We start from the raw sequence: 12,022 nt of genomic DNA on the forward strand, positions 1-12,022 counted from the left end.
CGTGGAAGCTGAAACATGGATCACTTACTTAATAGCCTGCATCTTCATCTGTATCTCTCCAGGCAGCGGTGCTGTTCTGGCGATGAGTCATGGCACTCTTCTTGGCTGGCGCCGGACCCTCTTCACCATTGCCGGCCTGGAAGCCGGTGGCGCGGTCATACTCTTGTTGGCAGGAGTAGGAGTGGGCTCTGTGTTACTGGCCTCCGGATTCTGGTTCGGCGTGATCAAAGTCATTGGCGCCCTCTACTTGATCTGGCTCGGACTCGCTCAATGGCGCAGCGCCGGGACTCAAAGCCAGGCTCAAGCTGGACACTCCAGCGTCCCGACCACCCGACTCTTCATGACCGGATTTGCAACTAACGTCTCCAATCCCAAAGGCATCATTTTCATGGTGGCCATCCTGCCCCAGTTCATAAACCAGGCACTGCCCTTAGTCCCTCAACTTGCACTCATGGCCTTGACCATGACCCTGGTGGACATGCTGGTGATGACAACCTACGCCTACAGCGCCAACCGACTGCAACAGTATCTGCGCAGCCCATCGGCCCAACGCATTCAGAGCCGATTCTTTGGCGGGGTACTGATGGCCATGGGTGCAGCCTTGCTCATGGTGAAGAACCAGGCCGCCGATTGAACGCGCGCCACGCTGAACGTAATGGCAAGGGCGCCGAAGCCCCTTGCCAAAAGAGCGGGAAACCTCGACTACCGAACCAAGCGATTGCCATCAAGCAAGGCATCGACCACGCCACGGGCCATTTCCACCGAATGCACCAGGGACCAGATCAGGCCATGCTCGACGCCGCTGGCCTGCTCAAGAAATCCGGCGCACCCAAGGGCGCCCCACGCACAGCCGCCATAACAGAACTCGGCAGACCAAAAGCCAACCGGGACAGGGGCAATACTTGCGTGTCTCGGAATCAGGCGGCTAAACCCGATCACTGAACATTCAGTGACGAACCTAGTGAGCCGAGTCCCCAGCCGCAAGCGCCAAGGAATGTCTCGGAAACGCCTTACAAAAGAAAGAGACTTGGCCGACCGTTACCACCACCAAAGGCTGAGATCGACCAAGATTCGGACGCAGGATTTCCAGCGTCCTTGAAATAGCGCGTCTCCTACGACGGAGTGCAGCCCAGAGCGTTCACAGCCTGCGGCAGCGACTACACGAAGCCGTGCCCTGTAGCCGCTGCTGAGCCTGCGAAGCTGCGAAAAGGACCGCAGGGCCTTGCTTGGCGATATACCGACGAACCTCTGGCGTCTTCAAGATCGCCGCGTCTCCTACGGAGCCGTTCGCAGCCTGCGGCAGCGGCTACACGAAGCCGTGCCCTGTAGCCGCTGCTGAGCCGGCGAAGCTGCGAAAAGGACCGCAGGGCCTTGCTTGGCGATGTCCCGACGAACCTCGGGCGTCTTCAAGATCACTGCGTCTCCTGCGGAGCCGTTCGCAGCCTGCGGCAGCGGCTACACGAAGCTCTGCCCTGTAGCCGCTGCTGAGCCTGCGAAGCTGCGAAAAGGACCGCAGGGCCTTGCTTGGCGATTTACCGACGAGCCTCGGGCGTCTTCAGGATCGCCGCGTCTCCTGCGGAGCCGTTCGCAGCCTGCGGCAGCGGCTACAGGTGTGAATGTTGGGGGCCGTTGGCAACAGGTCAGGCCGCCTTGGCCGGTTCCAGAGCCAGTTCGACGCTTTCGGGCCGCTTCACCAACGCATACACCACCGCCGTCAGCAAACTCCCCGCGACAATCGCCAGCAAATACAGCAGCGCATGATTGATGGCATTCGGAATCAGCATCACAAACAGGCCGCCATGAGGCGCCATCAGCTTGCAGCCGAAATACATCGACAAGGCCCCAGTCAGAGCACCACCGGCAATGCTCGCCGGAATCACCCGCAGCGGGTCCTTGGCGGCAAACGGAATCGCCCCTTCGGAGATAAAGCACAACCCCAACACCAGCGCCGCCTTGCCGGCCTCACGTTCGGTCTGGGCAAATTTGCGCCGGGCAATGAAGGTGGCAATCCCCAGGCCAATCGGCGGCACCATGCCCGCGGCCATGGTCGCGGCCATCGGTGCATAACTCTGCGAGGCCAGCAGCCCCACCGAGAACGCATAGGCCGCCTTGTTGATCGGCCCGCCCAGGTCGACGCACATCATCCCGCCCAACAGCACCCCAAGCAGAATGGCGTTGGTGGTGCCCATGCTGTCGAGGAAGTGGGTCAGGGCTTCGAGCATGCCGGCCACCGGCTTGCCCACCACGTAGATCATCACCAGCCCGGTAAACAGGCTGGCCAGCAGCGGGATGATCAGGATCGGTTTCAACGCCTCCAGGCTTTGCGGCAGCCGCACATATTGGCTGATCGCCTTGGCCGCATAACCGGCCAGGAAGCCGGCGATGATGCCGCCGATAAAACCCGCGCCCAGGGTGCTGGCGAGCATCCCACCGATCATCCCCGGCGCCAGCCCTGGCCGGTCGGCGATGGAGTAGGCGATGTAACCGGCCAGCAGCGGCACCATCAACTTGAAGGCGGTCTCGCCGCCGATCTGCATCAGGGCCGCAGCCAGGGTGCCCTGCTCCTTGAAGGCGGTGATGCCGAAGACGAAGGACAGGGCAATCATCAGGCCGCCCGCCACCACCATCGGCAGCATGAACGACACCCCGGTCAGCAGGTGTTTGTAGACCCCGGTCTTTTCCTGCTTGGCCGGTGCCTGGGCGCCTGCCGCGGAGGACTCCAGCTGGCCTTCGGCCAGGGCCTTGTTCAGGGTCGCCTCGGACTGCTTCAGGGCCACGCCGGTGCCGCAGCGGTAGATGCGCTTGCCGGCAAAACGCTCGGTGGGCACTTCGATGTCCGCCGCCAGCAGCACCACGTCGGCGGCGGCGATGGCTTCGGCGCTCAGCGGGTTGCGCGCGCCAACCGAGCCCTGGGTTTCCACTTGCAGGTCGTAGCCCAGGCGCTTGGCGGTCTGCTGCAAAGCCTCGGCGGCCATGAAGGTGTGGGCCACGCCAGTCGGGCAAGCGGTGATCGCCACCAGGCGCGGCGCGCGCTTGCCAGCCTCGATCAGCGGCTCGGCATTGGCTTGGGCGGCGACATGGATCTGGGCCTCTTCGGCGCCGCGACGCAGCACCGCATCAACGTCTTGCAGAGCCTGGGCCGGGGTGCTGCGGTAGACCCGCTTGCCGACAAAACGCGACATATCCACAGGCCCGGTGCTGACCACCAGCACCCATTCGGCGGCCTCAAGGGTGGCCGCTGACAGTTGGCGTTCCGGATGGGCGTCGTCGTGCACTTCAACGCTGGTGCTCCAGCCCTGGCGCTGGGCCGCGGCGTCCAGCAGGCGGGCGCAGAGTACGCTGGTGACCATGCCGTTGGGGCAGGCGGTAATAATGGCTAACTTCATACGCAACCCTCTTATTGTTCTAGGAGGGGATGCACGCGCACCCCCTGCTCCAGCCGGGCCAATTGGGCCCTGTCGCTGATGCCGAAACCGATCTGGGTCACGGCCATGGCGGCAATCGCCGTGGCGGTGCGCAGGGTCTGTTCGAACGGCTGAGCGCTGAGCAGGCCGTGGAGCATGCCCGCCAACAGCGAGTCGCCAGCGCCCACGGTGCTGAGCACGCTGACCTTGGGCGGCAAGGCCTGCAGGGACGGCGCGGCGCTGAACCAGTTGACGCCCTCGGCACCCTGGGAAATCACCACGTGCTCGACGCCCTGGGCGTGCAGAAGGCGCGCCGCCTCGGCCTGCACCGCCACGCCAAGCACCGGGCTGCCGAGGACGTCCGCCAGTTCCTCCGTGTTGGGCTTGATCAGCCAGGGCCCCGCCGACAGACCAGCACGCAAGGCGGCGCCGCTGGTGTCGAGGGCGACCTTCAGACCCAGGTTTTTCAGGCGCAGCAACAGCGCCTGGAACCATTCGGGGCTGACGCCTCGCGGCAAGCTGCCGGCGACCACCACCGCGTCATGCCCGGGGGCGATCTGCTCCAGGCGCTCGATCAATGCCTGTTGCGCGGCCTCGCTGACCTCGGGCCCGGGGCCGTTGATATCGGTAATGCGGCCATCGCTTTCGGCCAGCTTGATGTTGCTGCGGGTGGTGCCGGGCACGCGGATAAAGGCATCGACAAATCCGCGCTGGGCGAACAGTGCGTCAAACGCCTGTGGATTGTTTTCCCCGAGAAAGCCACTGACGGTCAGTTGATGGCCAAGGTCGGCCAGCACCTGGGCCACGTTCAGGCCCTTGCCCGCCGCGTGGCTGTGCAGGGCGTCGCTGCGGTTGACCTCCCCGACCTCCAGGCGGGCCAGCTGCACCGTCAGGTCCAGCGCCGGATTGAGGGTCAGGGTGAGAATCTTTGCCATTACATGGCCTCCACTAGGGCGCGCACCTCGTGGGCGCTGCCGACGGCCAAAGCCTGTTGAGCAAGGGTTTGCGCCTGGGTCAGGCTGAGTTCGCGAATCCGCGCCTTGACCTCGGCGATGCTGCGCCCGGAGACGCTGAGTTCATCCACGCCAAGGCCCACCAGCACCGGCACCGCCAGCGGGTCGGCCGCCAGTTCGCCGCACACACCCACCCATTTGCCGTGGGCATGGGCGGCGCGCACGGTGATGTCGATCAGTTGCAGCACCGCCGGGTGCAGGCCGTCGGCCTGGGCGGAGAGCGTCGGGTGGCCACGGTCGATGGCAAGGGTGTATTGGGTCAGGTCGTTGGTGCCGACGCTGAAGAAGTCCACTTCCTTGGCCAGCACCGGCGCCAGCAAGGCGGCGGACGGCACTTCGATCATGATCCCCAGTTGCAGGTCGGCCACCGGGATTTCCTGGCGCAGGCGCTCGGTCATGTCCCGGGCCTGACGCCATTCTTCGACGCTGCCGACCATGGGGAACATGATCCGCAGCGGGCGGTTGTCCGCCGAGCGCAACAGGGCGCGCAATTGCGCTTCCATGATCAGCGGCCGCTGCAGGGTCAGGCGGATGCCGCGCACGCCGAGGAAGGGGTTTTCTTCCTTGGCGATCGGCCAGTAAGGCAGCGGTTTGTCGCCGCCCACATCCAGGGTGCGCACCACCAGCGGACGCCCGGCGAGGCCGTCGAGCACGCGGCGATATTCGGCTTCCTGGGTGGCTTCGTCCGGGGCCTGGGGATGGGCCATGAAGATCAGTTCGGTGCGCAACAGGCCGATGCCTTCGGCGCCGTTTTCCACGGCGGCGGCGACCCCGGCGCTCTCACCGATATTGGCGAACACCTCGACGGCGTGACCGTCCGTGGTATGGGCCTGTTGATGACGTTGCTCGGCGGCGGCCTTGAGCCGTTGCTCGCGGCTGTCACGCTCCTCGGCGGCCCGCTGCAGGGTGTGGCTATCGGCGTCGACATGCAGGCGGCCGCGCTGGCCGTCCAGCAGCAAGGGCGTGCCGGACTTGATCAGCAGCACGCTGGCGCCCGCGCCCACCAGGGCTGGAATGCCCAGGGCCCGGGCGACGATGGCGCTGTGGGCGGTGGCGCCGCCGCGAGCGGTGAGAATGCCGGCGACCCGGGCCGGATCGAGGCGCGCCACGTCCGAAGGACCGACTTCGTCCATCACCAGGATGTAGGGCTGGTCCGGCTCGGCCGGGGTTTCGATGCCGCACAGTTGCGCCAGCACCCGGCGACCGATATCCCGCAGGTCGGCGGCACGTTCGGCGAGCAAGGCGTCCTGCAGGGCTTCCTGCTGTTTGGCGGCGGTTTCGATCACGGTCATCCACGCCGCTTCGGCGCTTTCACCCTGTTTGAGGCGGGTGTCCACCTCGTCGCTCAGCTCGGGGTCGTCGAGCATTTCCTGGTGGGTGATGAAGATCTCGCGAATGGCCTTGGCCTGGCTGCGCTGGACCAGCCCGTCGATGTCCAGGCGCACCTCGGCCAGGGCCTGCTGCAGGCGCTGACGCTCGATGGCGGTGGACTCGCCCCGCAGCGGGTAGTCGATGGCTTGTTGAACCTGGATGTGGGCCGGGCCGATGGCGATGCCGGGAGCGGCGGCGATGGCCTGGATCAGGCTGCCGGAAGCCGGGGCGCTGAGCGGCACCTCGACTTCTTGTGGTTGTTCCCGGGGGGCGCTGGCCGCCGGCAGGGGCTCGACGGCTTCGCCGAGGCCGGCTTCGATGGCCGCCAGCAGGGCCGGCAAGGCATCGGCGGCAATGCTCGGTTCGGCGATCAGCTCCAGCACCTGGCCGCGTCGGGCTCCGAGGCTCAGCAGCTTGCTCAGGCTCTTGACCGACACCGCGGAATCCTGGCCATCGACGATGCGGATGCGGATCTCGCCTTCAAAGTTTTTCGCCAGTTGCGCCAGCTCCTTGGCCGGGCGCGCATGCAGGCCGTGGGCATTGGCCAGGGCGATGCGCGCGCTGGGCCAGTCCGCGGGCAACTCACCGCCGAGCACTTCCAGCACCGCGCGGCGGCTGGTGGCGCGGCCCAGTTCCTGGCCTCGGCCTTCGATCAGCAGCGCACACAGGCGCTCCAGCAGGGCTTGATGGGCTTCCCCAAGGCTGGCCAGGCAGAACAGGCCGCTCAGAGGCTGCCCCAGGTAGCGGATGGGTTTGTCCGGGGTGACAAAGGCCAGCCCGGGGCGCAGCACGGTCTGCTCGCTGTGCAACCACCACAGGCCGTCGCCCAGGGGCAGCGCTTCAACTTGTTGCAGCACCGCGGCAAAGCCGTTGCTCACGCACTCGGCCTGACGCAACAGGCGAGCGCCGCGCCAGACCAGCTCCTCGAAATCTTCCGCCGCGACCCCGAGGCCGATCATCTGCGCGTCCAGCGCCAGTTCCTGAGGCGCGCCCTGCAACAGCTTGAGCAGGGCCTCCGGGGTACTGGCGCGACGCAGGGCCTGGCCCAGGTCGGTTTCCCCCAGGGCCCGGGTCAGCAGTTGCAGCAGGCGCAGGTGCTCGTCGGATTTGGCCGCGATGCCGATGGCCAGGTAGACGATCTGCCCGTCGCCCCAGTCCACGCCGTCGGGAAACTGCAACAGGCGCACGCCGGTGGCAAAGACTTGATCGCGGGTTTCCGGGGTGCCGTGGGGAATGGCGATGCCTTGGCCGAGAAAGGTCGAGCCCTGGGCTTCGCGGGCCTTCAGCCCCGCCAGATAACCGTCGGCCACCAGGCCGTCAGCCACCAGTTTGTCGGCCAGCAAATGCAGCGCCGCGGACTTATCCACAGCCGTTTGGCCCATGGATATCTGCTCTACAGTGAGCTCGAGCATGGCTTCTCCTATTTAGCGCGGCAGGGGGCGGCGCTAGGTATTGTTTTAAGTAAGCAGCGTAGGCGTGTTTAGGGCCACAAACGGGACTTGTTACCGGGCAGGGGCAGTTTTCCGCTTATGATCTAGCCTAGAAAATACGCCTGCTGAAACGTTTAATCTAGCAAGTTTGCTAAGTTACTCGATAATCTCGGCGCCTTGAAGTCCTTCTGCTCGATGGCCGGTTCCGACGTTGGTCGCCTGCCCAGATCAGGTAGGATTGGCGAAAATGTCGGGGCAAGCACCAAAAACAAGGAAATCCCGGGTTGAAACTCAGTGATATCGCTCGCCTGGCCGGTGTGTCCGTCACCACCGCCAGTTACGTCATCAACGGCAAGGCCGAACAACAACGCATCAGCAACGCCACCGTGGAACGGGTGCGCGCGGTGGTGGAGGAACACGGCTTCACCCCCAATCCCCAGGCCGCCGGCTTGCGCAGCCGCCACACCCGGACCCTGGGGTTCATTCTTCCGGACCTGGAAAACCCCAGCTACGCGCGCATCGCCAAGCTGCTGGAGCAAGGCGCCCGGGCCCGAGGTTATCAGTTGCTGATCGCCAGCTCCGACGATGCGCCGGACAGCGAGCGGCAATTGCTCCAGCTGTTTCGCGCGCGGCGTTGCGACGCGCTGTTCGTCGCCAGCTGCCTGCCGCCGGAAGACGACAGCTATGAGCAATTGCAGGCCCAGGGCCTGCCGATCATCGCCATCGACCGGGTGATGCCGGCGCAGCAGTTCTGCTCGGTGATCAGCGACGACCTGCAAGCCAGCCTGCAACTGACCCAGAGCCTGCTTGAGCCCGAGCCCAAGCAGATCGCGCTGATCGGCGCGCGCCCGGAACTGAGCATCAGCCAGGAGCGCGCCGCCGGTTTCCGCCAGGCCCTGCAAGGCTTTGCCGGTGAGGTGCTGATCGAGCAGGGCGAAGCCTTCAGCCGTGAATGCGGCCGGCAGTTGATGGAAGAGTTGCTGCAGCGCCTGGGCCACCTGCCGGATGCCCTGGTGACCACCTCCTATGTGCTGCTGCAGGGGGTGTTCGACGCGTTGCATGACTTCCCGCTGAAATCCCGGCCGCTGCGCCTGGGCACCTTCGGTGATACCCAGTTGCTGGACTTTTTGCCGCTGCCGGTCAACGCCATGGCCCAGCAGCATCAACTGATCGCCGAAAAAGCCCTGCAACTGGCCCTGGCCGCCATCGAGGAAGGGCAATACCAGCCCGGCGTCCAGGCCATCCCGCGGACCTTCAAACAGCGCATCCGCCAGGCCTGAACCGTGGAACTGATCGACACCCACACCCACCTGGATTTTCCGGATTTCGACGACGACCGCGAGGTGCTGCTGGCCGACAGCCGCGCCCGGGGCGTCTCGCGAATGGTGGTGCTGGGGGTCTATCAGGCCAATTGGCAGCGGGTCTGGGACCTGGTGCAGAACGATGCCCGCTTGTATGCGGCCTTTGGCCTGCACCCGGTCTATCTGGACGCTCATCAACCCGCCGACCTCCCGCAACTGGGGGACTGGCTGACACGGCTGGCGGGGCATCCCCAGCTGTGCGCGGTGGGCGAGATCGGCCTGGATTACTTTCTTGCGCAACTGGACCGCGAGCGCCAGCAATCACTGTTCGAGGCCCAGGTGCAGCTGGCGGCGGACTTTCACTTGCCCGCCCTGCTGCACGTGCGGCGCAGTCACGCGGCGGTGATCGCCACCTTGAAGCGTTTCAAGCTCAAGCGCGGCGGCATCATCCACGCCTTTGCCGGCAGCCGCGAGGAGGCCCGGGAATACATCAAACTGGGGTTCAAGCTGGGCCTGGGCGGCGCCGCCACCTGGCCCCAGGCCCTGCGCTTGCGCAAGGTGATCGCCGGGTTGCCCCTGGAGTCCGTGGTGCTGGAAACCGACTCGCCGGACATGGCCCCCGCCATGTTTCCCGGCCAGCGCAACAGCCCGCAACATTTGCCCGCCATTGGCGCCGCCCTGGCGCAGATCATCGGCATTGCTCCCGAGCAACTGGCCAGCGCCAGTACCCGCAATGCCTGCGAACTGTTCGGCTGGCCCTCAGGCGGCCTGTAGCAGCAAGGGCTGGCGCAATCGCCGCCGGGCAATGCCCATCACCAGCAGGTAGCTCAGCAGCATCAGCGCCGACAGGCTCAACTGCAGGGTCGGACTGACCAGTCCCAGCCACTCCAGTACCAGGGTCACCAACAGCAAAGTGGCGCACAGCACGAGCATCAGCGCCCGCAGCCCGGCCAGGCCGCCGAAGCGTTTGAGGCGCTTGATCTGCGCCGGGCAACTGAGCTTCAGGGGTTTGTGGCAATGGTTGCAGTTGAAGGGTTCCTGCAACGCCATGGCGTTGAGTTGCCAGGGCTCAAGATCGAGAAGGGTCTGGCAATGGGCACAGCGGCCGCGGATTCCAGAAATGACAGTCATCGCTACATGTCCTCAGGCCATGGGAGGGTCATGGCCGACGGGGCGAGTCGCCCGAGGCGGGGCGCTCAAAAAAACGGACGCGCAGGAAAACAGGAAATCCGCCGCAGACAAAGACTTTAATTACTACAGTTTGTATGCGAGACGGCGGAGCACCTTGGTACAAGGCCCCCCGCCGACGCTCGTTGCCTTCCGCGCCTAGACCCGGAAGGCGCCGATCAGTTGCTTGAGCTGCATCACTTGGGCCGAGAGCTGACGGCTGGCGTCTTCGGTCTGGTGTGCGCCTTCGGCGGTACGTTCGCCAGCGCGGTTGATCTCGACGATGTTCTGGTCGATGTCGTGGGCCACCGATGTCTGCTGCTCCACGGCGGCGGCGATCTGCTGGTTCTGGTCGACGATCATGCCCACCGCGCCGAGGATGTTTTCCAGGGCCTGCTGGACCTTTTCCGACTGGTCCACCGTGCCGTTGGCCATGGCGTGGCTGCTGCCCATGGCCTTGACCGCCGCACTGACACCGCCGTGCAGCTTGCCGATCATCTCCTCGATTTCCTCGGTGGACTGCTGGGTGCGCTTGGCCAGGGTCCGCACTTCATCGGCCACCACCGCAAAGCCACGCCCCTGTTCGCCGGCCCGCGCGGCCTCGATGGCCGCATTGAGCGCCAGCAGGTTGGTCTGCTCGGCAATGCTCTTGATCACCTCCAGCACCCGACTGATGGACTGGCTGTCGCTGGCCAGCTGATTGATCACCAGCACCGACTGATCGATCTCGCTGGCCAGACGCGCGATGCTGCCCTGCTGCGACTCCACCAGCCCGCGGCCGCTGATGGTTTCATCGTTGACGCTGTGGGCGCTGCTGACCGCCGCCGCCGCGCTGCGGGCCACTTCCTGGGAGGTGGCGGACATCTGGTTCATGGCCGTGGCCACTTGTTCGATCTGGCTGCGCTGGCCGGCCACGGCCTGGTTGCTCTGGGCCGAGACGCTTTCCACCTGCCCGGCCTGGCGCTCGACCTCGCTGACGGTGTGGCCGACCCGCTCGATCAGGTCGTGGATCTTGCGCACCGTGCCGTTGAATACACTGCCCAGTTCGCCCAGCTCATCGCGGCTGTGGGCGGTGAAGGTGACGGTCATGTCCCCCGCCGCCACCTTGTCCATCATCGCCCCCAGGCGGCGCAAGGTGGTGCGGGTCGAGGCGTAGAAACCGCCGTACAGATAGACGATCGAGAGGAACACCAGGGCCAGGGCCGCCACCAGCAGCACCATGTGGCTGCGGTTCTGCGCCAGGCGTTTTTGCAGCTCGACATCGAGGAATTTCAGGGTGCCTTCGTTGAGTTGATAGGTCTGTGCCATCAGCCCGCTGATCTGGTCGTAGAAGCCCTGCCAGGGCGCGTCCAGGGTATCGGCCATCACCACCTGCTCTTCGAACAGTTCACTGGCCTGCTTGAGGCTGCCCTTGCTGGCGCTGGCCAGGCTGTCCAGGGCGTCGTGGGCGGCGCGGCTGGAGCCCAGGGCGTCCTGCAGCTTGAGCCCGTACTCGGCCTGGAGTTTTTCGATCTGCACCAGCAGTTCGTCGAAGCGGGTGCTGGATGAAGAGTTGAGAAAGCCCTGGCCCAGGGAATAGGCGCCCATGGCTCGACCTTCTCCAAGGGTTTGGGTGACTTGCGGGGTGATGCTGGTGATCAGTTCGCTGAGCTGGCGGATGTCGCCCTGGCCGTCGCGGCTGAGGCCCGACTGGCTGGCGATGATCTGGCTGAACAACTGCGCGCTGCCCAGGAGCTTGCCGATCAACCCGCTCTTGTTCAGCAGCGAGCTTTCCACCTGCTGGGCCTTGAAGGCCGCCACCAACTCATCGCGCTTGGCGTTGAACATCTCGACCTGCTGGGGGTCGACGGTGACGGCCTCAAGAGCCTGCATGCGCTCCAGCACGGACTTTTCCAAGGCGACTATCTTGCCCTCCAGATCCCCTGCCTTGCCGGACTGACCAAGGCTGGCGTTGATCTGCACCAGGTTGTTGAGGGTTTCCAGATCCCGGCGCAGGCTCAGGCTGCTGCCGAGCAGGTCGAGGCTTTGCAGCTCGACCCGGGTGCCCTGGAACTCGCGGTAGGAATCGCGCACCAGATAGAAGTTGGTCACCAGCATGGGCACAAAGAACAGCACGCTGATCAGGCTGAACTTCATGCCGAAGCTCAGGCGGTTCATCAGCGCGACAGCGGGATAGAGCAAGCTCTTCACAAAGAAGTCTCCCTTTTCTTTTATTTTTATTGGCAGGCAGGCGAAGGCAGCAGATAGCCACTATTCGGCGCTGCGTCTGTATAGCGCAATTTCGGGGGAGGTTTTGTAACTTAAAGTTAACCGCGCATGGGCGGTGGATCGGGGCG

Annotated in this window: 8 protein-coding genes and 1 pseudogene; 3 read left to right on the forward strand and 6 right to left on the reverse strand. The window is 65.0% G+C overall.

Annotated features, from left to right (window positions below; all coding sequences use genetic code 11):
• Position 1: 1 nt before the first annotated feature.
• Positions 2–634, forward strand: a complete 633-nt coding sequence (locus GGI48_RS10475) for a LysE family transporter (protein ID WP_179598169.1) — start codon at positions 2–4, stop codon at positions 632–634.
• A 1,006-nt stretch (positions 635–1,640) separates the two neighbouring features.
• Here the strand turns inward: GGI48_RS10475 and GGI48_RS10480 are convergent.
• Genes GGI48_RS10480 through ptsP form a run of 3 tightly spaced genes read right to left on the reverse strand, consistent with a single transcriptional unit; the run spans position 1,641 to position 7,200 of the window.
• Positions 1,641–3,386 carry a PTS fructose-like transporter subunit IIB gene (locus tag GGI48_RS10480; protein WP_179598171.1) on the reverse strand — a complete coding sequence of 582 codons (1,746 nt, stop codon included), beginning with the start codon at positions 3,384–3,386 and terminating at the stop codon, positions 1,641–1,643.
• Positions 3,387–3,397: 11 nt separating this feature from the next.
• A complete protein-coding gene (gene pfkB, locus GGI48_RS10485) occupies positions 3,398–4,339 on the reverse strand; it encodes a 1-phosphofructokinase (RefSeq protein ID WP_179598173.1) in 942 nt (313 codons plus the stop codon).
• Positions 4,339–7,200, reverse strand: a complete 2,862-nt coding sequence (gene ptsP, locus GGI48_RS10490) for a phosphoenolpyruvate--protein phosphotransferase (RefSeq protein ID WP_179598175.1) — start codon at positions 7,198–7,200, stop codon at positions 4,339–4,341. The genes pfkB and ptsP overlap by 1 nt, the downstream gene beginning before the upstream one ends.
• Before the next feature lie 302 nt (positions 7,201–7,502).
• On the opposite strand from ptsP, the gene cra reads away from it, so the two are divergent.
• Entirely contained in the window at positions 7,503–8,498 is a 996-nt protein-coding gene (cra, locus tag GGI48_RS10495; protein WP_016965099.1) for a catabolite repressor/activator, read from the forward strand.
• Positions 8,499–8,501: 3 nt separating this feature from the next.
• Positions 8,502–9,293, forward strand: coding sequence for a TatD family hydrolase (locus GGI48_RS10500; protein ID WP_179598177.1), 792 nt, complete (start codon positions 8,502–8,504; stop codon positions 9,291–9,293).
• On the opposite strand, the gene GGI48_RS10505 is transcribed toward GGI48_RS10500, so the two are convergent.
• The 3 genes and pseudogenes from GGI48_RS10505 to GGI48_RS31430 form a co-directional block, all read right to left on the reverse strand.
• Positions 9,279–9,650, reverse strand: a complete 372-nt coding sequence (locus tag GGI48_RS10505; RefSeq protein WP_179598179.1) for a hypothetical protein — start codon at positions 9,648–9,650, stop codon at positions 9,279–9,281. The genes GGI48_RS10500 and GGI48_RS10505 overlap by 15 nt on opposite strands.
• A gap of 195 nt (positions 9,651–9,845) precedes the next feature.
• Entirely contained in the window at positions 9,846–10,775 is a 930-nt protein-coding gene (locus GGI48_RS31425; protein ID WP_409565400.1) for a methyl-accepting chemotaxis protein, read from the reverse strand.
• A pseudogene (locus GGI48_RS31430) lies at positions 10,752–11,843 on the reverse strand (methyl-accepting chemotaxis protein); the annotation flags it as partial. The pseudogene GGI48_RS31430 and the gene GGI48_RS31425, both read right to left, overlap by 24 nt.
• Positions 11,844–12,022 lie beyond the last annotated feature (179 nt).

The organism is Pseudomonas protegens (assembly GCF_013407925.2).
GTDB lineage: Bacteria > Pseudomonadota > Gammaproteobacteria > Pseudomonadales > Pseudomonadaceae > Aquipseudomonas > Aquipseudomonas fluorescens_AP.

Coding starts and splice junctions, on each gene's coding strand:
- GGI48_RS10480 (WP_179598171.1), bottom strand. CDS start 3,386: ATGAAGTTAGCCATTATTACCGCCTGCCCCAACGGCATGGTCACCAGC.
- pfkB (WP_179598173.1), bottom strand. CDS start 4,339: ATGGCAAAGATTCTCACCCTGACCCTCAATCCGGCGCTGGACCTGACG.
- ptsP (WP_179598175.1), bottom strand. CDS start 7,200: ATGCTCGAGCTCACTGTAGAGCAGATATCCATGGGCCAAACGGCTGTG.
- GGI48_RS10505 (WP_179598179.1), bottom strand. CDS start 9,650: ATGACTGTCATTTCTGGAATCCGCGGCCGCTGTGCCCATTGCCAGACC.
- GGI48_RS31425 (WP_409565400.1), bottom strand. CDS start 10,775: ATGACCGTCACCTTCACCGCCCACAGCCGCGATGAGCTGGGCGAACTG.